The organism is Streptomyces sp. TLI_146 (assembly GCF_002846415.1).
Lineage (GTDB): Bacteria > Actinomycetota > Actinomycetes > Streptomycetales > Streptomycetaceae > Streptomyces.
Map to the genome: position 1 here is coordinate 7,831,826 of NZ_PJMX01000001.1, position 22,427 is coordinate 7,854,252.

Here is a 22,427-nt window from a genome sequence, read left to right on the forward strand (position 1 = left end):
CCGTACTCCGTCACGTACGCGGTACGCGCAGTTTCGTCCAGGACACCGGCCCCGGCCAGCCGTCGGCGTCGCCGCCCCGGTAGCCGATCTTCCGCTGGAAGTTCGCGTACGACCTGCGGTCGGCGTCGGTCCACTGCGGGCCAGGCCCCTCCTCGTACACCGCCACACCCTCGGCCACCAGCCTGCGGCCCATCGCGGTGACGACCGGGCTGCGCGGCGCGGTGCGGAACCACTCGGCACCGGGGAACGGCTCCAGGCCGTCCGGGTGCGGCAGGGGAGCGGGCGGCGGCCAGGACGGGTCGGCGGAGTCGATGCCACCGGGGTAGTCCGGGTAGCCGTATCCGTACACCCGGCTCGACTTGCGCTCCCGTACGCGCCGGTACACACCGTCGCCCTCGGAGGAGCCGTTCACGTTGGTGTTGCCCTCGATGGTGTAGATGTGTGTGCCGTCGTACCGCTCGACCACGCCGGTGTGCTCGGAGCCGCCGGGGCCGTAGAACACCTGGGCGCCCACCGCCGGATACTCGCGGAAGCGGCGGCGCTCGCGGAACCAGGCGACCCCCGTCGCGCACGACGCGGTGCGCGGGAACAGGGTCGCGCACCCGGCCCGCAGGGCCACCCAGGAGACGAAGGTGGCACACCAGGCCTGCCCCTGCGACCACCTGAGGCCCGGGACCTCGTCGCTGTAGCGCTGCACGTTGTTCCAGTGGCCGTTCTCGCGTCCCTCGTGGACACCTACCTGCCCGGCGGCCGTCAGCAGCACCGCACCGGCGCCTCCGTCGACGAGCTGCCCATCGGGCGATGACGTGGCTGTCTTCACTTGATCCATCTCTCCCCCGTATGCGACCGTGCTCGGAGGCCCGGCTGCCCGGGCCTCCGTGACGTCAACGGCCTTTCTCTTGGCCGCACTTGAGCGTGGCATCCGGGCCGCCGTCCGCCCAAGCGGTGTTCCGCTGAGCGGAACGCATCCCGTCTCTGGTGGTGCGGTGGTGTGCGCGCCTAGCGTGGGCGGGCACGCACACCACGAGGGGGAACCATGGCAATCCACCGCATCGGGCGGCGCCAGACACTGCGGGCGGCGCTCGCCGCGACCGTGGTCGCGGGGACCGGGATCGGCGGCATCGGCGGCGCGCGGGCCGCGGACCGAGGCGGACATCTGCCGCCGGTCCCCGGGATGCGCGGCGACCGCCTCGCCAACGAGTTCTGGTACGTATTTGACGACACCACGCTGTTCCACCGCTCGCGGGAGCTGGACGACGCCTATACGGCGATCAGAACGTACGCGGGCGGGCTTGAGGCGCCGGTGATCGCGGCCTGGTCCTCCCGATACCGCCAACCCGGCTACCCGGGCACCTTCCGCGACTGGGTGGCGCCGATCGCCGAGCAGTTACGCCTGCTGTCGGAGGTCCAGCTCGGCGTGGTCGATCAGTTCTACCGGCGCCGCGACCCCCGGCTGGTCACCGCGTTCGCGGGCTTCGGCCAGGGGACGCTGTACGACCCGCGCCGCCCGGAGCCCGCGCTCTCCGTGCACACCATGAACGGGGAGGCCGGCTACCACGCCTGGCATGTGTACGCCCGGGCGATGACGGTGCTCGGGATCGACCGGCGGCGGTGGGAGGAGATAGCTCCGCTGGTGGGGTTCGCCTGGGCACTCCAGAGCATCGCCAAACCGTCGACGTCGTCGCCCAACCCCCCGCTGCCGCCCCGCACGGTGGTGGAGCAGGCGGCGTACTGGCTGTCCAGGGGCATCGAGCGGCAGGACGCCGACTTCCAGTCCTATCCGTATCCCGCCGGAACCCGGCCGTCACCCCTGGGCTGACACGCGTTCACGGCACTGCGACCGGCGCTCCTCCAGGGTCTCGCGGTCGGCGCCGGGCAGCTCCAGGGCGCGGGTGTAGTCGTCCAGGGCGCGCGCCCACTGCCCGGCGCTCTCATGGACGTATCCGCGGTTGTGGAGGAGGTCGGGGTCCTCGGGCGACAGGGCGAGCGCCGTCGTCAGGTCCCGCAGCGCCTCCTCGTGGTGGCCGAGGGCGAGATGGGCGGAGGCACGGTTGGCGTGCGCCCCGGGCGTCGAGGCGTCCAGCGCTATGGCCCGGTCGAGGCTGTCCAGTGCCGCCTCGGCCGTGCCCAGGGCGAGCAGGGCGGCCCCCTGTACGCAGAGCAGCGGCGGGTCGTCGGGGGAGAGGGCGAGCCCCTCGCGGGCCAGTTCGGCGGCCTCGGCGCCGCGGTCGTCGTCCAGCCACAGCTCGGCGAGGGCGATCCGCGCGTCCGTACGGGTCGGCTCCAGCTCCAGCGCCCGCGCGAACTCGGCCGCCGCGTCGCCCTCGCCCGCCGCGCCGTAGAGGTCGCCCCGGTTGTAGTGCAGCTCGGCGAAGGGCGGACTGATCCGCTCCACCTCCGCGTAGTCCGCCAACGCCTCCCGGAAGCGCCCCTGTTGGTGGTGGAGGACGGCCCGGTCGAAGCGGTACTCGGGGTGGTTCGGGTCCTGCGCGACGATCCGGTCGTACTCCTCCAGGGCCTCCTCGCCCCGGCCGAGACGGGCCAGGAGCTGGGCGCGGTTGTGGTGCAGGACCGACTTGTGCAGGTGGTGGCGGCCGGGCGGCAGACCGTCCTCGACCGCCGCCAGGGCGGTGTCGACCATGCGCAGCGCCTCGGGCAGATCGCCGAGGTGCATGGTGACGAGCGCCTTCCCGTTGTGCATGAAGGCGGTGTGGAAGGCGCGGTCCTCGGCATCGGGGAGCTGGCCGATGAAGGCGATGGCGGTGTTGATGTGGGCGAGGGCCCGGACGTGGTCCTTGCGGGGCGCGTCGTAGAGCCGGGTGAACAGGACCGAGAGCGCGTAGCTGACGGTGGTGTGCACCTTGGGGTCGGTGGTGCGCGCGAGCACGTCGTAGTACGCGGCCTCCGCCTCGGCCGGGCGGTCCAGGAGCGCCAGGCACAGGCCCCGCTGGCGCAGTTGGCGGTAGCGGGCGGGCCAGGGCGCGTCCGGCCCGAGGAGGTCGTCCAGCCGCGCGGTCAGCTCCAGGGCTGCGGTGTAGTACCCCATGCCCAGGCAGTACTCGACGGCGGCTTCACAGGCCGCGCGCCCCGCGTCGGGTGAGCTGCCGCGTGCCCGGTGGTACGGGACGGCGCCCAGCCGCCACGACCACACGGGGGACGCCTCCAGCTCGTCGGCGCGGCTGTCGTGGAGCTTGGCGCGGGCGGCGGGGTCCAACTGGCGGTAGACGTCGTCGGGTTCGCCCGTTCCGTCGCTGGCGACGAACTCCCCGGTGTACGTGTCGGGCACGGCCGGGGCCGTGCGGTGCTCGGCGCGGCGGCGCAGTTCGGCGGCCGTGGCGGGGGCGAGGGACGAGCCGGGTGTGTCGTCGTCGGAGCACACCGCGATCCGTACGCGCGCGGGGTCCAGCCGGCGCAGCGCGATGGCGAGGAACTCAGCGTCCGTCGCGTCGGCCTCGTGGACTTCGTGGAAGACGAGGGTGAGCGGGGGACCGGGGTGGGCGGCGAGGTGGTCCACCAGGCCGTTGGCGATGCGCCGGGTCCGCTCATGGCCGTACCAGCGGGTGCGCTCGCCGGGCGGGGCGGCGGAGGTGAGGGTGGGCTCCGGCGCCCCGAGCAGGGCGGAGAGTTCGGGTGCGGCCGCGAGGATCGAGAGCCGGGTGCCGCCGGGCAGCGGGCCCCGCTCGGGGGTGCGCGGCACCAGCAGCCGCATGAGTTCGCCCGCGCCGGTGTACGGGCCGCGCAGGCCTCGGTGGCAGTCCACGCTCACCGGGTCGGGGAAGGGCAGCGCGGCGGCCGCCGCCCGGCGCGCGGCCCGGGTCGGGCCGGTGATCCACAGGTGTGCCGTCGCCTCACGCACGCCGTTTCTCCTTCTGGCCTGCTGGCCTTCTGAGCTGATGGGTGGTCGGTCATCCGGCCCGATGGCCGCTCTTCCCGGGTGACAGAGCGGCCCGGCGCAGCCGGTCCCGTACCGCGATCCACGCGGCCACGCCGAACTGCGTGAACATGATCAGTGCGGCGACCGCCGCGTCCCAGAAGCCGTGGTCCAGTGACCCGGAGGACAGGGCCGAGTGGAAGCGGGTCGCGAAGCCGACCAGGACGGGCAGCGCGGCCGTCGCCGCCAGGACGCACAGGAGCACGCTGCCGACGACGAGGAGCGGAACGTACCAGCGCAGCACGGCAAGTTCGCGATCCGTGGCCCGCGCGGAGACGGCGATCGCGGCGGTGCGGCGACGGCGGGGGAGCCAGGCGGTCCGCTCGCGCAGATACGCGCGCGCGAGCTCCTGGAGGTCGGGCAGGGCCAGGGTGTGGGCGAACAGGTGGTGCAGATCCGTCTCCAGGAAGAACAGGCACTGCCAGGCCATCCGCATCAGCGCGCCGAAGGCGAGCGCGAGGGCGAGACCGCCCCACACCGTCGCCTCGCCGTGCGCCAGCAGATCCGCCTCCGCCACCAGGGTGAGCACCGAGGCGACCAGGGCGTCGGCCAGGAGCCCCGCCAGGACCGGCAGCACGCGCTTGCGCCTCGGCACCCCCATCAGCCCGACCAGGGTGGTCTGGAACACCACGAAGTACAGCCGGCGGCCGAGGCTGAGCCGGCTGGGCAGCCCGAGCCGCCGTCCCGCCAGTACATGGAAGGACTCGTGCAGCGCGATGCCGGGGAACTGGCCCAGGAACGAGACGAGTTCGACCAGAAGCAGTGAGGGTGTGAAGAACACCTTCGACGGGCCGGGGCGCAGTGCGGGGTGGCGGACGGCCACGGCGACGGCCGCCGCGATGAGTACGGCGTACAGGACCAGGGCGGGTGCCGAGAAGACGGCGGTGCCCAGGCGCTGGAGCGGCACGTTCCGCGGGGTGTCGGGCGACGGTCCGCTCTCCTCGTCCCGGCGCACGAACCGCAGCTCGTCGAGGGTGTCGACGAGATCCTCGATGTCGGCTTCCTCGCCGTACGCGGCGGTGTAGCGGCGTGCGGCCTCGGCGATCGTGGCGCCGTCGCGCAGCCAGCCGACCACGGCGGCGGCGTCGGCGGGGAACACCGCGAAGGAGTCGATGTCGGAGCGGCCGATGACGACGTCCTCGCCCTCCTCGACGAAGGTCAGCGGATGGAGTGCGACACGGACGCCTTCCACGGCCCTCCCCTCGGGGAAACGGGCGTGTGCGGCCCGATGTCGGCGGACCGCACACGCCGTGCCCTGGTGCTCAGCACCACCAGTCGTAGACGGACGTACCGCTCGTCAGCCGGACCGGACCGGTCTTGCGGATTCTGAACTTCTTCATCCCGGTCGTGGGCTGCTTGACCTGCTTCATCGCAACCGCCCTTCGTTTCCGTGGGAGGGGGAGGCCGCCGTGTCCGCACGGGTTGGCCCGTCGGCGTCGTCGTCGCGCTGTGGTGGCCCGCCCCTGTCGAGAGAGTCGTGGTGGATCTGACTGCTCGTCAATGGCCATGGTTGAAACCGTGTAGGTGTACGGCGAAGTCGGGCCACCCGGGGTGTGTACCCACCTCGGAGAAATCCAGTGTCGGCGACCGAGCCGCCTCACTACACTCACACCACAGCGGCCACGGGAACCCGGGCCGCCAGTCGACCAGTTGAGGGGAGCCCGGCATGTGTGAGCACACCGCTGTCGTCGTCTCCCCGTCGCGGTACGACGTGATCCTGGTGTCCACGCCCTCCCGGTGACGGCTGCGCGGCCGCCACCGGATGCCCGCGACGAACTCCTGACCCCTGCCCGCACGTGAGCCATGCGCGGGCGGCCCGGTCATGACCTCGATGCCACCTCGGCGGCTCATGCCGCGTCAGGGGTTTTTCTCGCCCGGATCCAGCATCCGGTCCTCTTCGCCTCGTCGCGGAATCGCGCTGCCCATTTCTCGCTTCATCCTGAAAGGCCCCGGGCCGTGCGCACCAACCTCCGAACCCACCCCACCCGTCCGCTGACCGGCATACGGAACCTCGGCATCCTCGCCCATGTGGACGCGGGCAAGACCACCGTCACCGAACGCGTCCTGTACGCGACCGGTGCCACCCACAAACGGGGTGAGGTCCACGACGGCACGACCGTCACCGACTTCGACCCGCAGGAGCGCGACCGCGGCATCACCATCTTCGCCGCGGCCGTGAGCTGCGACTGGGACGGCCACCGGATCAACCTCATCGACACACCGGGCCACGTCGACTTCTCCGACGAGGTGGAGCGCTCGCTGCGCGTGCTCGACGGCGCCGTCGCCGTGTTCGACGCGGTCGCGGGCGTCGAGCCGCAGAGCGAGTCGGTGTGGCGGCAGGCCGACCGCCACCAGGTGCCCCGGATCGCGTTCGTGAACAAGCTGGACCGCGCCGGGGCCGACCTGGACACGGCGGTCGCGTCGATCCGGGACCGGCTGCACACCGTTCCGCTCGTCGTCCAGCTGCCGATCGGCCGGGAGGACGGCTTCACCGGTGTGGTGGACCTGGTCCGAATGCGCGCGCTCGTCTGGGGCGCGGGCGGCGAGGCGTACCAGGAAGGCCCGGTCCCCGACGACCTGCGCGAGGAGGCCGGGCGGCGGCGGCGCCTGCTCGAAGAGGCCGTGGCGGAGCTCCACCCGGTCGCCCTGGAGGAGTTCTGCGCCGGGGCGGCACTGCGGGACGCCACCCTGGCCGCGGCGCTGCGCGACCTCACGCGCGGCGGCGAGGGCGTCGTCGTGCTGTGCGGCTCGGCCTACCGCAACCGCGGGATCGAGCCGCTGCTCGACGCCGTGGTGGCCTACCTTCCGTCCCCGCTGGACGTGCCCGCCGTACGGGGCACCCTGGGCGGGGAGGTACGGGAGCGGGCCGCCGACCCGGCCGCGCCCTTCGCCGGACTGGTCTTCAAGGTGACCGCGACCGCCACGGGCCGCCTCACCTATGTACGGGTGTACGCCGGAACCATCGAGAAGGGAGCCACCGTGCTGGACGCCACGGCCGGGCGCACCGAGCGCGTCGGGCGGATCCTGCGCGTACAGGCGGACCGGAACACCGAGGTGGACCGGGCGGTGGCCGGGGACATCGTCGCCGTGATCGGGCCCAAGTCGGCCCGTGCCGGAGCCACGTTGTGCGCACCGGACGCGCCGCTCGTCTTCGAACCGCCGTCCGTCGCGGCCCCGGTCGTGTCGGTGGCGGTCGAGGCCCGCCGGAGCCTCGACACGGACCGGCTGGCCTCGGCGCTGGCCCAACTGGTCGAGGAGGACCCGTCGTTGGCGGTGCGGACCGACGCCGAGACCGGCCAGACGGTGCTGTCCGGGATGGGGGAGCTGCATCTGGAGGTCGCGGTGGAGAAGATCCGCCGCGCCCAGCAGATCGAGCTGAGCGTCGGGCGGCCGCAGGTCGCCTATCGCGAGACGGTCGCCCGTGGGGTGGCCGGACTGCTGTACCGGCACGTCAAACAGGAAGGAGGAGCAGGCCAGTTCGCCCACGTCGTGCTCGACGTGGAGCCCCTGGACGCGGCCGCCGGAGCAACCGACGGTTTCGTGTTCCGCTCGGCCGTCACCGGTGGCCGGGTGCCGCAGGAGTATGTGCGCGCGGTCGAGGCCGGGTGCCGGGACGCGCTGGCCGAGGGTCCGCTCGGCGGTCACCCGGTGACCGGGCTGCGGGTCACGCTGGCCGACGGCGCCACCCACTCCAAGGACTCCTCGGAGATGGCGTTCCGCACGGCGGGCCGTCTCGCGCTGCGCGAGGCTCTGCGGGCGAGCACCATGGCGCTCCTTGAGCCGGTCATCGAGGTCACCGTCACGGTGCCGGACGGCGCGGTGGGCGCGGTCCTCGGCGATCTCGCGGCCCGGCGCGGCCGGGTCTCGGGCTCGGCCGCCCGGGCGGGCACCGCGGTGGTCACCGCGACCGTGCCGCTGGCCGAGCTGTTCGGCTACGCCTCCCGGCTGCGCGGCCGCACCCAGGGCCGGGGCACCTTCACCACGCGGCCCGCGGGTTACGCCCCGGTCCCGGCCGGGGTGGCGGACGCCCTGCTGACCCGGTAGTGCCCGCACGATGGCCCCGCCCGAGGAGGGCGGGGCCATCCCTGTGGACCCGGGCCGCGGCAGACGGGGCCGTTCCCCGCGTCCTGCCGCGCCCTCCTACCGGTTCTTGATCTGTACGCGCTTGATGTTCACCGGCAGCGTCGGGAACCCGTCACCGGGGCCGTTCTGGTCGTCCTCGCCGCCCGCGGCGATCTTCTGGAGCACGTCGAGACCGGCCGTGACCTTCCCGAACGGGGTGTAGGCCGGGGAGAGTTTGGTGTCCTTCCAGACGAAGAAGAACTGGCTGCCGTTGGTGTTCGGCCCGGCGTTGGCCATCGCCACCGTCCCCGCCGGATAGGTGGCACCCGTGAGGTTCTCGTCGGGGAAGGAGTAGCCGGGGCCGCCGCTCCCGGTGCCCGTCGGGTCGCCGCACTGGAGCACATAGATCCGGGCCGTGGTGAGCCGGTGGCAGTGCGAGCGGTCGAAGTAGTCGCGCTGGGCGAGGAACTTGAAGGAGTACGTGGTGCAGGGGGCCTTGTCCGTGAGCGCCTGGAAGGTGATGGCGCCCTGGCCGGTGCGCAGGGTGGCGCTGTAGGGCTTGGCGGCCTTCACCGGGTCGAAGACCGGTATCCCCTTGAAGTTGTCCGCGGGCACGGCCGGCGTATACGTGCAGGCGGTCGCGGACCCGGGGGCGGCCGGGGCGGCGGCAGCGGCCTGCGTCGCGGCACCGAGGGGCAGCAGGGCGGCAGCGGCGAGCAGGGCGTACGGCTTACGGAGCACGAGACGGGTCCCTTTCGGATCGACACCGGACGGGTGTGTCATGGCCGCCTCATCCTGCCCGCTGCGGCACGCGCCATGCCAGGGGCCGGCAGGACCATCCCTGGCCCGGCGGCTACTTCCGTACGGCGGTGTCCAGTGCCGGTGCGATCACGGCGAAGGCTCGCTGGATCAGCTCGGCCGGGTCCTCGCCGCCGTCGCTGTCGCTCCACCGCCGCAGTACCGCGTCGAAGGCGGTCAACGTGATCCCGGCGGCAAGCGGCGGATACAGGTCGGTGTCGGGGTCGAGCCCGAGGCGGTCCGCCAGCTCCGCCGTCAGGTCGTGGCGCCACTGGGCCTGGTGCTCCAGGAAGCGGGCGTTCAGGGCGGGGGTGCGCAGGATCAACTGGACCACCCGCAGGGCCCGATCGGCGTGGTCGGCGCACTCGGCCAGCGGTACGGAGACGGCGTGCCGCAGTGCCACGGAGGGCAGTTCCCCGGCGGCGCGGGCCGCGAGTTCCGCGCGGATGCCGGTGCCCATGTCGGCCAGGAACTGGACGACCACGTCCTCCTTGGACGCGAAGTACCGGAAGAACGTGCGCTTGGAGACGCCCGCCGCGGTGGCGATCTCGTCGATGGTGACCGCGTCGAAGCCCTTCGACGCCAGCAGTTGGAGCGCCGCTTCGGTCAGCTCGTTCGAGACGAGCTGACGTTTGCGCTGGGCCAGGCTGACTTCGGGGCGGGAGCTCACCCGGCCATGGTAACGCCATGCCGCTCATGGCACTCAGTACCATCTTGACACCGAGTGTCATGAGCGGCAGCGTATGCCATATGACACAGAAGCAGCGCTGGACCACCGACCTGATCCCCGACCAGAGAGGCCGGGTGTTCGTCGTCACCGGAGCCAACAGCGGCCTCGGCCTCGCGACCACCCGGGCGCTGGCGCGCCGGGGAGGGCACGTGGTCCTTGCCGTACGGGATGTGGAGAAGGGGCGTGCGGCGGCCGGGCGGATCGCCGCCGAGCAGCCGGACGCGCGCATGGAGGTGCGCCGACTCGACCTGGCCGACCTGGACTCGGTCCGGGCCTTCGCGCAGGAAATGCGCGCCGACCACGCGCGGCTGGACGTGCTCGTCAACAACGCCGGGGTGATGGCGCCACCCCGCTCGCTCAGCGCACAGGGCCACGAGCTGCAGTTCGCGTGCAACCACCTCGGCCACTTCGCCCTCACCGGGTTGCTGCTCGACCTGCTGGCCGTCGGGCGCGATCCCCGTGTGGTGACGGTGAGTTCGGTCAACCACCGCAAGGGCCGCATCCGCTTCGACGACCTCGCCGGGGAGCGCGGCTACTCACCCATGGCGTTCTACGACCAGTCGAAGCTCGCCAACGCCCTGTTCGGGAGCGAACTGCACCGGCGACTCTCCGAGGCGGGCAGTCCGGTGCGCAGTGTGCTCGCCCACCCCGGATATACAGCCACCAACCTCCAGACGAGCGCGCCCGTCGGCCTGGTGAAGCTGCTGTTCGGCCGTCTCCTCGCCCCGCTCGCCCAGCGCCCGGACCGGGGCGCGCTGCCCCAGCTGTACGCGGCGACCGCGCCGGACGTGCAAGGCGGTGAGTTCATCGGCCCTGACGGTATGGCCGAGCTGCGCGGCGGACCCACCCGGGTGGAGCTGTCCGCCGAGGCGGCCTCCGCCGAGACCGGGCGTCGGCTGTGGGAGGTGTCGGAGCAACTCACCGACGTATGCTTCGCGTTCGCGGCGGCCGGTGCCCCAGCCGCTCGTCACGACTGACGGCCGGTGTCAGGCCGCCCTGGCCTGACGGCGGTAGCCGCCGGGAGCCAGCCCGTACTCGCGCTTGAAGGCCTTGGCGAAGGCGAACTCCGAGCCGTAACCGGTGCGCGCCGCGACCGACGTCAGCGGGGCGTCGGTCTCGCGCAGCAGCCGCGCGGCCGTCGTCATGCGCCAGCGCGTCAGATACGCCATCGGCGGCTCGCCCACCAGCGCGGCGAACCGCCGGGCGAACGCCGCCCGGGACAGCCCGGCGCGCTCGGCCAGCGACTCCACCGTCCACGGGGCCGATGGGTCCTCGTGGATGGCCGACAGGGCCGGTGCCACCGCCGAGTCGCCCAGTGCGGCCGCCCAGCCCCGGGCCGCGGCCAAAGGCTGCTCCTCCAGCCAGGCCCGCAGGATGTAGAGCAGCAGCGAGTCGATCAGCGTGGGCACGATGCCGTCCGAGCCGATGCGCGGGTTCTCCAGCTCGGAGCCCAGGAGCTGGACGGCGGCGCTCAGTTCGGGGTGGCGGCCGTGCCGCGTCTCCAGGTGGATCACCTCGGGCAACTGGCGCACCAGCGGGTGCGCGCGGCCCTGGTCGAGGTGGTAGTTGCCGCAGAGCAGGCTCGTCTCGGGGCCGTCGCCGCCGACCGTGACCGACCCGATCGGCGAACTCCCGCCGCACGGCTCGGCCTTGGCCTCCTCGGCCACGGTGGAGGGGTGGTCGGCGAGGATGTGGCCCCGCCCGTCGCGCAGGAAGACCACGTCGCCGGGGTTCAGCGGGATCGGCTTGAGGTGCGGCGGCGCGTCCTCCAGGGGGACCAGCCAGCACGTCCCGTACAGCACCACATGGAACCCGGCCCCCGCGACCGGCGGCAGCCGCAGGCCCCAGGGGGCACGGCCGTTGGTCCTTACGGACGCCGGGTGTCCCGTGCGCATCGAGGCCAGCGCCTCGGTGAGGATGTCCATCCGGCCTCGCCCTCCCCGGTGGTCCGTCGGTCAGACCGTCAGGACAATCTTGCCCTGTACGTGTCCGGCCCCGACCAGCTCGTGCGCCTTGCCGGCCTCCTCCAGCGGGAAGGTCTCCTCCACGTACGGCCGGATCGCACCCGCGTCGACCAGCTCGGCGATCGCTTCGAGGGCCGGGTAGTCCGGCTCGACGGAGATGCCCACGAAGCGCCGCCCGGCCGCCTCGACGCGCGCGGCGAGCTCGGCGTCGCCGTGCTGGAGGATGGAGACGAGGGTGCCGCCGGGCCGCACCGAGCCCAGCAGCAGGTCACCTTGCGCGGCGGAATCGAAGACGATGTCGGCGTCCTTGACGGCGTCCGCGAGGTCGGTGGCGCGGTTATCGACGACCTCGTCGGCGCCGAGGCCGCGCAGGAACTCGTGCCGGGCCGCACTGGCGAGGGCGATCACATGGGCGCCGCGCGCCTTGGCTATCTGCACCGCGAGATGGCCGACACCGCCGGCCGCCCGGTGGATCACCACCCGGTCGCCCTCCTTGACGTCCGCCGCCTGCACCAGCCCCTGCCAGGCCGTGAGCGCCGCGAGCGGGATGGCGGCGGCGTGCACGTGGTCGACGGAGGCGGGCTTGCGGGCCACCTGGCGGGACGGGACCAGGACGTACTCGGCGTACCCGGTGGCGGCGCGCGGGAAGTACGGCATTCCGTAGACCTCGTCGCCCTCCCGGAACCGGGCGCCGGGACCGACCTCCTCGACCACACCGGAGATGTCCCAGCCGACACCGAACGGCGGCTCGCCGAGCAGCGGGTAGGCACCGGACCGGACGGCCAGGTCCACCGGGTTGACCGCACTGGCGTGCACCCTGACGAGGAGCTCACCCCCCAGCGGCTCGGGCCGCTCGGCCTCCACGACCTCAAGGACCTCGGGACCGCCGAAGGACTTCTGGATCACTGCACGCACGATAACTCTCCCTGAGTCCGCACAAGTTCCCGCCCGACTCGACGTCCGGCGACGTGTGCTCTGCTTGATGTCCTCAACGTTAGGGAGATCGAACGAGCCGCAGAATGGCCTTCCGTCTCACTTAAATGTCCCAGCGTCTTGGTGGTTGGTGCTCTGGGCGTTTTGACGGTTGGTGCTCCGGGTGGGTTCAGCGCAGCCGTGGCGTCGTGCCCGGGCCCCACCGCTGCTGGTACCGCGCGGCCGATGCGCCCGCGGTGAAGGCGGTCGAGGACGCGGGGGAGGTGCCCACGCGCCAGTCGATCTCCTTCACCGCCTGGTACCAGATCACGCCGATGATGTCGCGGTGGCGGGGCAGGGAGCGGAACATGCCCGTGATCCACTCGGCCTTGCGGCCGGCCGCGTCCGTGGCGCCGACCTCGGTGATGACGAGCGGTTTGCGGGTGAAGCGGCGCAGTTCGGTGCGGGTGGGGGTGAAGAGGGCGTCGAAGGACTGGTAGTTCTCCTTGCCGACGGTGCCGTAGTAGCCGGACAGCCCCACCCAGTCCACGTAGGCGTCACCGGGGTAGAGGCGGTTCAGCGGTGTGGAGTTGGTGTAGCTGACGTTGGGGCTCCACACCCACACCGCGTTGTGCGCGCCCGCCGCGTCGAAGAGCCGGTGGATATGGCGCCATGCCCGGACGTACTCGCCGCGGCGGTTGTCGTTGGACTGCTCGCACCACGGGTACCAGTAGCCGTTCATCTCATGGGCGAAGCGGATGGCCACCGGGTAGCCGAGCGAGGCGATGCCGCGCGCCCACGACCGTACGTAGGTGTCGAAGGCGCCGTCGATGATCCGGGAGAGGCGGTAGGCGGGCTGTTCGCCGCGCAGTTTCGGTTCCTTGGCCTCTTTGGCGTGGTCCCACGGCTCCCAGGCGACCATGGGCAGCATGCCCCGTTCGGCCACCCGGTCGATGGCCGCCGCGTCGAAGCGGTCGTGCGCCCAGTCGGCCGAGAACTCGAAGACCTGCGGCCGGTGGCCGGTCTGGCGGGTGAAGTCGGCGGCCTCGGTGAAGTCGTGGGTGCCCTGGGAGGTGAAGACACCGAGGAACGCCTTTCCCGGGGCGGGGAACGGTGTCGTGGGGTGAGGTGCGCTGCCGGTGTCCGGCAGTCGCGTGGTCGGGGGCAGGACCGCGTCGGCGCGGGCGGCCGCCGCGCGGCGGGGCCGGTCCGCGAGGTCCGGGGCCACCTGGAAGGTGTACCAGCACAGCACGACGGCGCAGAGCAGTGCGAGCACCCGGGGCGCGGTGATCCTCAACTCTCGGCCCTCGCCGTGCGCAGCCGTGCGGAGACACCCTCGGCCAGCGCGAGCAGCGGCGGCGCCGACCCGGCCGCCAGACACAGCAGCGTCCAGATCCGCATGCCCGTGTAATCGTGGTGGTGCAGGAAGCTGACGACCAGCAGGCCCCCGGCCAGCAGCGTCCAGATCAGATGCAGCCGGAACGTGCGCGGCGACTCGGAGCTGCGCAGCTCGCCCTTGGCGGTGACGACGTACGCGAGCGGGCGCCGCAGCAGCGCGTTCACCGCGGCGGCGATGTACACGGGCCCGGCGAACAGCGTCAGCAGGATGCCCGCCGTACCGATCTCGCGCCGCTCGTGCTCGGCCAGGTTGAACCGGCGCAGCCACAGCCACAGCGCGAAGGACCCGGCCATGCCCGCCGACCACAGCAGGAACCAGGGCAGTCCCGGCAGTTGGATCGACGACACCCCGAGCAGCATGTACAGGGCGGTGGCGAGCGTGCCGAGCGCCAGGTTCGCCGCGATGCTCGGGTAGTAGAACTGCACCAGGTCGTACAGCAGCCGCTGGCGGGGCGCGAGGCGGATGCCCTGCCGCAGCCGGGGGTTGAGCTTGATCTCCCAGATGCCGTACGCCCAGCGCTTCTGCTGGTTGAAGTAGTCGGTCCAGGTCGTCGGCCCCTCGCCCACGGCCACCACGTCCGGGGTGTAGACGCCCTTCCAGCCGTTGCCGGTGGCGGGGTTGGTCGTCCCGTGCACCCGCATGCTCGTCAGATGGTCCTCGATGATCGAGTCCTGGTATCCGCCGATCTGCCGCCAGGCGGTCACCCGGTAGAGGTGGTTGGTGCCGATCAGCAGGGGCGCGCCGAGGCCGTTGCCGCCCCGCTCGACGATGCTGCTGAACAGGTACTGCTGTACGGAGGCGCCGTGCGCCACCCAGTTGTCGTACGCGTTGCCGTACACCTGCGGGGCGACCACGAACGCGGTGTCCGGGTCGTGGAAGTAGCCCAGGGTCCGCTCCAGGAAGCATGGCAGCGGCACGTGGTCCGGGTCCATCTGCGCGACCACGTCGTACCGGCTCTCGTGCTCGGCGCGCCACGCGTTGTGGTTCCCGGACTTGGTGCGGGCCCGGAAGGGACCCGACGACTGGTTGTACTCGGGCCGGTCCTTGCGGCTGAAGTGATGGACGCCGAGGCGCGCGGCCATCTGCCGGACAGTCGGGTCGTTGCCCTCGTCCAGGATCCACACGTCCACCGCGCAGTCCCAGCGCTCCACCTCCAGCATGGCCCGCAGGGTCCGCTGTACGACGGCGAGCGGCTCCTTGGACGGCACGATCGTCGTCAGCATGGCGACCCGCAGCTTGCCCGGCGGGGTCATGGGAATGGGGTCCCGCGCCCGGAACGCGAACACCCAGATCGCCGCCGCCTGGACGACTTTGATCGTCTCGACCGCGATGACCAGGCAGAACCCGATCCGGGCCAGACACAGTCCGTATCTGCCCAGACCGGTCACCCCGGGGCCGGGCACGTGCTCGGGCAGGAGCAGCCAGCCGATGAAGGCGATGTCGGCCAGGGCGGTCGCGGTGACCAGCGCCGTGAGCGAGATCCGGTCACCGGTGCGCAGCACGGAGAAGTACCCCACCTCCCGGCGCGGGTTGGCCAGCGGCCCGCAGCCCCGGGCCGCACGCCGATAGGCCGTGACGGCCGACGCGTTGCGGCGATCGCGCTGTTCGGCGCGCCGCTCCAGCCGGGACGGATAACCGGACATGTCTCCCCCTGCCGACCTACAACATCACTCTGGCGTGAATGGCCCGCTACTTGCGGTGAGTAGGACAGCGGTCGTCGGCTGTCCGGTTCCCGCCTTCCGCCGTGGTCGGGTGTTCGGATATAGGTCAGAGGCGTACGGCGTACAGGGCGCTGTCGTCGCAGCCGAAGTACACCGTGTCCTGTGTGGCGGCCGGGGAGTGCACCGGCGCGGGGGCGAGGAAGCTCCAGAGCTCCTTGCCCGTCGCGGCCTCCAGCGCGTACAGCCTGCTGTCGTCGCTGCCCACGTACACCACCGGACCCGCCACCGCCGGGGTGTGCACATCACCGGCGGCCATGAACGTCCAGACGGTCTTCCCGGTGGCGGCCTCCAGCGCGTGCAGCGCCTTGCCGCCGCCCACGTACACCAGGCCGCGGGCGATCGCCGGGCTGGAGCCGACGGACGCGCCGTCGAACCGCCAGACCTGTTTCCCGGTGCCCGCGTCCACCGCGTACAGGCCCCCGTCGGTGCTGCCGAAGTGGACCAGGCCGCTCGCCACGGCCGGGATGCCGGACACGGCGCCCCGGGTGGTGAACGCCCACCGCTTCTCGCCGGTGGCCGCGTCCACCGCGTACAGATTGGTGTCGCTGCTGCCCACGTACACCGACTCGCCGGACACGGCGGGGGAGTGCGTGTCGTTTCCTGCGGTGAAGGCCCAGCGGCGTCTGCCGGTGGCCGCGTCGACGGCGTACAGCCGGTGGTCGGCGCTGCCGACGTAGGCGACGCCGCCGGTGACCACCGGCGTGTGGACGATGCCCTGGGTGGTGAACCGCCAACGGACCGCGCCCGAGCGCGCGTCGAAGGCGTACAGCATGCGGTCGTCGCCGCCCAGATAGACGCTGCCGCCCAGCACGGCGGGCGCGGAGCCGATGGCCGCGCCGGTCGTGTACGCCCACCGCCGCCGGCCGTCGGCCGTGTCCAGCGCGTACAGCGTGCCGTCGTTGCTCGCCGCGTACACCAGGTCGCCCGCCACTCTGGGGTACGACAGGACCGTGCCGGTGGTCGCGAAGCGCCAGCGCCGCGCCCCCGCCCCGGACGGCCCGCCGCGCGAGAGCGCCCACCCGGCGGCCGCCGCGCCCCCGGCCGCGAGGGCGCCGACGGCGGTGTACAGCACCCGCCGACGGCCGACCGGCCGACCGAGGACGTCCTCCGGCAGGTCCGGCAACGGATGCGGGGGTACGGGGACGGGCTGCGCGGTCGTCGACGTGGGCGCGTCCGGAAGGGCCGGTGCCGTGTCCTCGCCGTGCCAGGGCTCCGGCAGCCAGCCCGGGGCGAGGAGCTCCACCGGCGGCCGCCCGCCGGTCAGGGCGTGCATCAGCGCGGGCAGCTCCGGGCGGTCGGCGGGCTGCTTCGCCAGGCACCGGCCGATCAGGTCCCGCAACCCCGTGGGCACCGCCTGGAGGTCGGGCTGCTCGTTCACCACCCGGTACAGCAGCGCCGGCACCGACGCCTCCCCGAACGTGCTGGTGCCCGTCGCCGCGTAGGCCAGCACCGAACCGAGCGAGAACACGTCGGACGACGGCTCGACGCGGAACCCCTGGATCTGCTCGGGCGACATATAGCCCGGGGAGCCGATCGTGGTGCCGGTCAGGGTCAGCCCGCTGTGCTCGCAGAGCCGGGAGATCCCGAAGTCGATGACGCGCGGCCCGTCCTGGGCCAGCAGCACGTTGGCGGGCTTGAGGTCCCGGTGGATCAGGGACGCTCCGTGGATCGCGGTGAGCGCCTCCACCAGCGCCGCCCCGAGCGCCCGCACCGACCGCTCGGGGAAGGGGCCGCTCTTCTGCACCGCCCGCTGGAGGGAGGGGCCCGGGATGTACGCCGTCGCCAGCCACGGCCGGGGCCCCTCGGGGTCGGCGTCGACCACCCCTGCTGTGAAGAAGCCGCTCACCGCCCGGGAGGCGATCACCTCACGGGCGAACCGCTGCCGGAAGGCCGGGTCCTGGACGTACTCCGGCCGGATGACCTTGATCGCGACCTTGCGGCCGCTGGGGGAGTACCCGAGGTAGACCCGGCCCATGCCGCCGCTGCCCAGCTGGGCGACCAGCCGGTACGGCCCCACGCCGGCCGGGTCGTCAGGCCCCAACGGCTCCAAGGCGCCCCCCGGGTCGCATCCTGGACGTCACCACGCCGCCCGCCGGAAAGCGTAGCGCCGCTCAGGCCGCGCCGCTCACCCCCGGAGCGATGAACCGGCGGTGCAGCGGCAGCAGTTGGGTGTCCGGCTGACCGACGATCCCGGCCTTCTCGACGGCGGGCGCGAGCCGTTCGCCGAAGAACCGCTCAAAGTCCTCCGGGGACTCCCAGACGTCGGTGACGTGCAGCGCGCCGGAGTCGAACCACGCCACGTGCAGACAGGCACCGTCGGGCGCCTGCTCCTCCCAGCCCACGGCCTCACGCACCGCGTCGTACTGCTCGGGGGTGACTCCGGCCCAGCTCAGCGACAGGACAACGGCCATCGACTGCTCCTCTCCCGGTCGTGCCCGCTCGTGCGTCGGGCGGGCCAATTCTCGCCGCGGGCGTCCCCTTTGAGACACCGCGCCCGAGGGCGTGCGGCAGCGTGCGGGAGCACATACGGGGACCGTCGCGCCCCCGGTCCCGGTGTCACCCGGACGGGTGCCTCCGCGGCGTGTGCCCCGGCACGGGCGCCACCCGTCCAGCGGCTGTCGGCGCGCCGGGGCGTCCGCCGGGCGCGAGCCTGGGGCTGTCGCCCCTCGACGACCTCCCAGGAGAACGCCGTGCCCCGTCCTCGACGTCTCATCCACGGCGTGCTCGCAGCCGCCGTCCTCACCCCGGCCCTGCCCGCCGCGACGGCCGCCGCCGAAGGGCCCGCGACCCCGGCGCCCGGGGCGGCGCGGACGAGCAGCGTGCAGTGGGCCGAGGGAGCGTTCCGCGGCGTCTGCGGCGCCCGCCGGGGCGGCGCGCCCGACCGCCGCGCCTTCCGGTTCTTCGACGACGCGCGGATGGAGGCGGTCGCCTCGCACGTCACACGGGACCGGCAGGGCACCGTGCTGTGGACCGGGCACCTCGCGGGCCGCCCCGACCGCCCCGTCAGCCTCGCCGTCGACGGGGCGTGCGGCAACGGCGTGCCCAGGGTGGCCGGGGAGGTGCACCTGGGCAGCAAGCGCTATGTGATCGACGCCGACCGGCCGGGCAGCTCCACGGTGCGCGAGCTGCCCTTCGCCCGGACGACACCGCTGCACGACGACGTCGTACGGGTCGAGGCCCCGCAGGGCCCCCGCGCTCCCCGGCCCGTACGGAACGAGAGGGAGGCGCGGCCGCGTGCCGCCATCACGGCGCCCGTCATCGACCTGCTCATCGGCTACACCCCGCACACCGTCCGCGCGACCAAGGGCGGGGTGGAGGCGCTCGACCTCAAGGTGAAGGCCGCGGTCGCCGGGACCAACGCCGCCTACTCCGACAGCACCGTCACCGCCCGGCTCAACCTGCTCGGCACCTTCACCACCAAGGAGTGGACGGGCGGCGACGACGACACCGACGCCATCACCAGCGCGCTGTCGGACACCAGGAACGTGCGTTACTCCAGCGCGTTCGCCACCGACGCGCGGCGTCAGCGCGACGACAGGGGCGCGGACCTGCTGCACGTGCTCACCCAGTTCACCCCCGAACCCGGCGCCCTCTACACCGCCGGCACGGCCACCACCCCCTCGCTGCCCCGGATCATCCCCGGGGCCGCCCCCGCGGCCAGCAGCGACGGCGCGGCCTTCGGGGCCCAGCAGGTCGACACCCTCGGCACCTACCACCTGGCGCACGAGATCGGGCACAACTTCGGCCTCAACCACGACTACCGCACCGACCCCGTCGACCCCGCCGACGAGAACTACCGGGACGGCAACCTCAACCCGTACTACCCCGACAACCACGGCTATCTGCCCGCCGACCGCACCTGGACGGACATCATGGGGTACACCATGGCGTGCGCGGACGAGGCCAAGTGCGAGACGAAGCTGTGGTTCTCCAACCCCCGCCAGACCTACCAGGACGTGCCCCGGGGCGTGCCGCTCGGACAGCCCGAACCCGCCGACTGCGTCCGCGTCATGAACCTCACCGGCCCGGTGCTCGCCAACTACCGCACACCGCCCGCCACTTCCGCCCCGGCCGCCCGGTACGCGCTCACCGCCGCCCCGGACAGCCCCGAGCGCGGCACCGTCACCCCCGCCGCGACCGGCCTGTTCGACAAGGGCGACCAGGTCACCCTGACCGCCGCGCCCAAGGCGGGCTACAAGATCGACTACTGGGCGGTGGACGGCAGGCTCCAGTCCACCCGGGCGAGTGAACTGACCGTCACGATGGACGACAACCACTTCGTGACGGCGAAGTTCATCAGGACCTCCGCAACCCCGACCCGGCTCCCGGCGACGGTCACCAAGGTGTCCCCGGCCAGCGGCCCCAAGGCGGGAGGTTTCACCGTCACACTCACCGGCACCGGTCTTGCGGGCACCACCGACGTCTACGTCGGTTCGCGCACCGCGACCGGATTCAGCGGCCGGCCCGCGCGCGCGGTGCAGGCGGTCGACGACTCGACGGTCACCTTCACCATGCCCTCCTGGCAGAGCGCCGCGACCGTACAGATCGCGACCGTGGCGAACGGCGCGCTGACCGCGTCCGCCGACTTCACCTACACCGACTGACGGGACTCCCATGCACCTCCGGCACACGTTGGGCGCCGCCTCGGCGGCGGCCGCCCTCTCCCTCTCCTTCGCCGCCCAGCCCGCCGCTGCCGCCTGCGACGCGGCGGTACGGGTGGACGCCCGATTCGCACCGCCCGAGGGCCCGGCGCCGTACAAGGCGGTGACGTACGACCCGGCCGGTATGCCGGTGGGTGCGCGAGCCGCCGTCGTCGAGTTGCTTCCGCACGACGGCGGCACCGGTTTCAAGCTGCGGCTGAGCGGTGCGCGTCCCGACCGCACCTACGGCGTACACGTGCACCGCATGCCGTGCGGCGCGCACCCCGAGGACTCGGGCGCCCACTACCAGGACCGGCCCGACCCCCACCAGCCGTCCACCGACCCGGCGTACGCCAACCCCCGTAACGAGGTCTGGCTCGACCTGACCACCGACCACCGGGGCGACGGACGTTCCGCCACGTGGGTCGCCTGGAACTTCCGGCCGGGCGAGGCGCGGTCGCTGGTCTTCCACGAGCAGGCCACGGCCACCGACCCCGGGCACGCGGGCACCGCGGGCGCGCGGCTGGCGTGTGTCGGTGTGCCCTTCGAGCCCGCGGGTTGAGAGCCTGTCCGGCGGCCACCGGCGCGGTGACGCGGCCCGGCCCGCCGTCGCCGCTAGCCTCGGCCCATGACTGACACCTTTGAGCACAACCCCCGGGTGTGGACGGCGGCGCGCCTGCGCGAAGCCCTCCAGGGGCTGCCGGACGACACCCCCATCCACGTCGGTGTCGCGGACGGGCCGGGCGACTTCGACGGGTACACCGAGTACGCGCTGGTCAACCTGGAGCCGGTCGAGAAGGACACCGCGTCCGCCGGGCCCGCCGCCGCGCACGGCGATGTGGAGTACACGCTCTTCGCGGACTTCAAGGCGGGCCAGTACCACTACGACCTGGACTGACCCCGCGTTACTCGAAGCGCGAGGTGTCGCCCGCCCCGCGGCGGACGATCTCGGCCTCGCCGCCGGAGAAGTCGATGACGGTGGTCGGCTCGGTGCCGCAGTCGCCCGAGTCGATCACGGCGTCCACCACGTGGTCGAGGCGCTCCTTGATCTCCCACCCCTGCGTCAGCGGCTCGTCCTCGTCGGGCAGGAGCAGGGTGCTGGAGAGCAGCGGCTCGCCCAGGTCGGCCAGCAGGGCCTGGGTGACGGTGTGGTCGGGGATGCGCACCCCGACGGTCTTCTTCTTGGGGTGCAGCAGCTGGCGCGGCACCTCCTTGGTGGCGGGGAGGATGAAGGTGTAACTGCCCGGCGTCGCCGACTTGATGGCACGGAACACATCGTTGCCGATCTGCACGAACTGGCCGAGCTGCGCGAAGTTCTCGCAGACCAGGGTGAAGTGGTGCCGGTCGTCGAGCTGCCGGATCGCCCGGATCCGGTCGATGCCGTCACGGTTGCCGAGCTGGCACCCCAGGGCGTAGCAGGAGTCCGTCGGGTACGCCACGAGCGCGCCGGAGCGGATGCTGTCGGTCACGGTGCTGATGGTGCGCCGCTGCGGGTTGTCGGGGTGCACGTCGAAGTACTTCGCCATCCGCCGAGTCTACGGGCCGCGCCGCGATGGTGCCCGGGGCGCCCGTTCACTCGTCGGGGTGGTGCGATGATCGCGGTATGACCAGCACTCTTATGGATACCGCCGGTGCCGCTGCGCGGGGCAGGCGCGTCCTGTTCGACGTCGACGGCACGCTGATCGACGCCGTCGACAACCAGCGCCGGGTGTGGCGGACCTGGGCGGAGCGCCATGGCCTGGACCCGGACGAGGTGTACCGGGTGGCGCTGCGGACCCGGCCCCTGGAGACGTTCGCGAGCGTGGCCCCGGACCGCGACCCGCAGGAGTGCCTGGCCGCGTTGCACGAGCTGGAGGACGAGGACGTCCGCTCCGGGGTGTACACCGCCTTCGCGGGGGCGGCGGAGCTGCTCTCCGCGCTGCCGCCGGGTTCCTGGGGGCTGGTGACGTCGAACTACGAGCACCGGGTGCGCGGGCGGTTCGCCCGGACCGGGCTGCCGGTGCCGGAGGTCCTGGTGGACGCCGCCGCGGTGCCGGAGGGCAAGCCGTCGCCGGTGCCCTATCTGCTGGCGGCCGAGCGGTTCGGCGCCCTGCCCCAGGACTGCCTGGTGATCGAGGACGCGCCGTCCGGGGTGCTGTCCGGACGGCGCGCGGGCATGACGGTGTGGGGAGTGAACGCGCCCGCCCCGGTGGACGGGGTGCACCGCCACTTCGCGAGCCTGAAGGAGGCGGGGACGGAGATCCTCGCGTTCGTGACCGGGGCGGGGTGAC

At 72.8% G+C, this 22,427-nt stretch carries 19 protein-coding genes; 7 read left to right on the forward strand and 12 right to left on the reverse strand.

Annotated elements, in window-relative coordinates; genetic code table 11:
• Positions 1-10: 10 nt before the first annotated feature.
• Entirely contained in the window at positions 11-820 is an 810-nt protein-coding gene (locus tag BX283_RS34825) for a peptidoglycan-binding protein (protein ID WP_257584073.1), read from the reverse strand.
• A 216-nt stretch (positions 821-1,036) separates the two neighbouring features.
• Here BX283_RS34825 and BX283_RS34830 point away from each other — a divergent pair, with 216 nt between their 5' ends.
• Positions 1,037-1,819, forward strand: coding sequence for a hypothetical protein (locus BX283_RS34830; protein ID WP_101391377.1), 783 nt, complete (start codon positions 1,037-1,039; stop codon positions 1,817-1,819).
• Here the strand turns inward: BX283_RS34830 and BX283_RS34835 are convergent.
• Together BX283_RS34835 and BX283_RS34840 are read right to left on the reverse strand one after the other, a co-directional pair.
• Positions 1,805-3,856, reverse strand: coding sequence for a tetratricopeptide repeat protein (locus BX283_RS34835; RefSeq protein WP_101391378.1), 2,052 nt, complete (start codon positions 3,854-3,856; stop codon positions 1,805-1,807). The two genes, BX283_RS34830 and BX283_RS34835, sit on opposite strands and share 15 nt — an antisense overlap.
• 49 nt (positions 3,857-3,905) lie before the next feature.
• Positions 3,906-5,123, reverse strand: a complete 1,218-nt coding sequence (locus BX283_RS34840) for a hypothetical protein (protein ID WP_101391379.1) — start codon at positions 5,121-5,123, stop codon at positions 3,906-3,908.
• Between the two features lie 764 nt (positions 5,124-5,887).
• Between BX283_RS34840 and fusA the strand changes: the two genes are divergently transcribed.
• Entirely contained in the window at positions 5,888-7,975 is a 2,088-nt protein-coding gene (fusA, locus tag BX283_RS34845; RefSeq protein WP_101391380.1) for an elongation factor G, read from the forward strand.
• 96 nt (positions 7,976-8,071) lie between these two features.
• Here the strand turns inward: fusA and BX283_RS34850 are convergent, their stop codons facing one another.
• Both BX283_RS34850 and BX283_RS34855 read right to left on the reverse strand, forming a co-directional pair.
• On the reverse strand, positions 8,072-8,734 hold the full coding sequence (locus BX283_RS34850) for a peptidylprolyl isomerase (protein ID WP_257584074.1): 663 nt from the start codon (positions 8,732-8,734) through the stop codon (positions 8,072-8,074).
• 112 nt (positions 8,735-8,846) lie between these two features.
• Positions 8,847-9,461, reverse strand: coding sequence for a TetR family transcriptional regulator (locus tag BX283_RS34855; RefSeq protein ID WP_101391382.1), 615 nt, complete (start codon positions 9,459-9,461; stop codon positions 8,847-8,849).
• Between the two features lie 80 nt (positions 9,462-9,541).
• On the opposite strand from BX283_RS34855, the gene BX283_RS34860 reads away from it, so the two are divergent.
• Positions 9,542-10,498 carry an oxidoreductase gene (locus BX283_RS34860; protein WP_101391383.1) on the forward strand — a complete coding sequence of 319 codons (957 nt, stop codon included), beginning with the start codon at positions 9,542-9,544 and terminating at the stop codon, positions 10,496-10,498.
• 9 nt (positions 10,499-10,507) lie between these two features.
• Here the strand turns inward: BX283_RS34860 and BX283_RS34865 are convergent, their stop codons facing one another.
• The 6 genes from BX283_RS34865 to BX283_RS34890 all read right to left on the reverse strand — a co-directional run bounded on the left by BX283_RS34865 (position 10,508) and on the right by BX283_RS34890 (position 17,928).
• Complete coding sequence (locus BX283_RS34865; RefSeq protein ID WP_101391384.1) at positions 10,508-11,446, reverse strand: AraC family transcriptional regulator; 939 nt, start codon at positions 11,444-11,446, stop codon at positions 10,508-10,510.
• A gap of 30 nt (positions 11,447-11,476) precedes the next feature.
• Positions 11,477-12,400 (reverse strand): NADP-dependent oxidoreductase, encoded by a 924-nt coding sequence (locus tag BX283_RS34870; protein ID WP_101391385.1) that lies wholly within the window; start codon positions 12,398-12,400, stop codon positions 11,477-11,479.
• A 187-nt stretch (positions 12,401-12,587) separates the two neighbouring features.
• The gene (locus BX283_RS34875; protein ID WP_101391386.1) at positions 12,588-13,694 is read right to left on the reverse strand and encodes a glycoside hydrolase family 26 protein; all 1,107 of its coding nucleotides are present in this window, start codon (positions 13,692-13,694) and stop codon (positions 12,588-12,590) included.
• On the reverse strand, positions 13,691-15,439 hold the full coding sequence (locus BX283_RS34880; RefSeq protein ID WP_101391387.1) for a glycosyltransferase family 2 protein: 1,749 nt from the start codon (positions 15,437-15,439) through the stop codon (positions 13,691-13,693). The genes BX283_RS34875 and BX283_RS34880 overlap by 4 nt, the downstream gene beginning before the upstream one ends.
• Before the next feature lie 124 nt (positions 15,440-15,563).
• Positions 15,564-17,534 (reverse strand): PQQ-binding-like beta-propeller repeat protein, encoded by a 1,971-nt coding sequence (locus BX283_RS34885; protein ID WP_218976543.1) that lies wholly within the window; start codon positions 17,532-17,534, stop codon positions 15,564-15,566.
• Between the two features lie 94 nt (positions 17,535-17,628).
• On the reverse strand, positions 17,629-17,928 hold the full coding sequence (locus tag BX283_RS34890; protein WP_101391389.1) for a hypothetical protein: 300 nt from the start codon (positions 17,926-17,928) through the stop codon (positions 17,629-17,631).
• 279 nt (positions 17,929-18,207) lie between these two features.
• Between BX283_RS34890 and BX283_RS34895 the strand changes: the two genes are divergently transcribed.
• The 3 genes from BX283_RS34895 to BX283_RS34905 all read left to right on the forward strand — a co-directional run bounded on the left by BX283_RS34895 (position 18,208) and on the right by BX283_RS34905 (position 21,055).
• The gene (locus tag BX283_RS34895) at positions 18,208-20,121 is read left to right on the forward strand and encodes a reprolysin-like metallopeptidase (protein ID WP_101391390.1); all 1,914 of its coding nucleotides are present in this window, start codon (positions 18,208-18,210) and stop codon (positions 20,119-20,121) included.
• A gap of 10 nt (positions 20,122-20,131) precedes the next feature.
• A complete protein-coding gene (locus tag BX283_RS34900) occupies positions 20,132-20,719 on the forward strand; it encodes a superoxide dismutase family protein (protein WP_101391391.1) in 588 nt (195 codons plus the stop codon).
• A gap of 66 nt (positions 20,720-20,785) precedes the next feature.
• Positions 20,786-21,055 carry a DUF6225 family protein gene (locus BX283_RS34905; protein WP_101391392.1) on the forward strand — a complete coding sequence of 90 codons (270 nt, stop codon included), beginning with the start codon at positions 20,786-20,788 and terminating at the stop codon, positions 21,053-21,055.
• 7 nt (positions 21,056-21,062) lie between these two features.
• Here the strand turns inward: BX283_RS34905 and BX283_RS34910 are convergent, their stop codons facing one another.
• A complete protein-coding gene (locus BX283_RS34910) occupies positions 21,063-21,683 on the reverse strand; it encodes an L-threonylcarbamoyladenylate synthase (RefSeq protein WP_101391393.1) in 621 nt (206 codons plus the stop codon).
• Positions 21,684-21,760: 77 nt separating this feature from the next.
• Here BX283_RS34910 and BX283_RS34915 point away from each other — a divergent pair, with 77 nt between their 5' ends.
• Positions 21,761-22,426, forward strand: coding sequence for an HAD family phosphatase (locus tag BX283_RS34915; protein WP_257584075.1), 666 nt, complete (start codon positions 21,761-21,763; stop codon positions 22,424-22,426).
• The last annotated feature ends 1 nt before the right edge of the window (position 22,427 follow it).

Bases quoted from the DNA above. Each gene is read 5' to 3' on its own strand.
- BX283_RS34890 (WP_101391389.1), bottom strand. From the start codon at position 17,928: ATGGCCGTTGTCCTGTCGCTGAGCTGGGCCGGAGTCACCCCCGAGCAG.
- BX283_RS34830 (WP_101391377.1), top strand. From the start codon at position 1,037: ATGGCAATCCACCGCATCGGGCGGCGCCAGACACTGCGGGCGGCGCTC.
- BX283_RS34880 (WP_101391387.1), bottom strand. From the start codon at position 15,439: ATGTCCGGTTATCCGTCCCGGCTGGAGCGGCGCGCCGAACAGCGCGAT.
- BX283_RS34905 (WP_101391392.1), top strand. From the start codon at position 20,786: ATGACTGACACCTTTGAGCACAACCCCCGGGTGTGGACGGCGGCGCGC.
- BX283_RS34910 (WP_101391393.1), bottom strand. From the start codon at position 21,683: ATGGCGAAGTACTTCGACGTGCACCCCGACAACCCGCAGCGGCGCACC.
- BX283_RS34900 (WP_101391391.1), top strand. From the start codon at position 20,132: ATGCACCTCCGGCACACGTTGGGCGCCGCCTCGGCGGCGGCCGCCCTC.
- BX283_RS34860 (WP_101391383.1), top strand. From the start codon at position 9,542: ATGACACAGAAGCAGCGCTGGACCACCGACCTGATCCCCGACCAGAGA.
- BX283_RS34915 (WP_257584075.1), top strand. From the start codon at position 21,761: ATGACCAGCACTCTTATGGATACCGCCGGTGCCGCTGCGCGGGGCAGG.
- BX283_RS34865 (WP_101391384.1), bottom strand. From the start codon at position 11,446: ATGGACATCCTCACCGAGGCGCTGGCCTCGATGCGCACGGGACACCCG.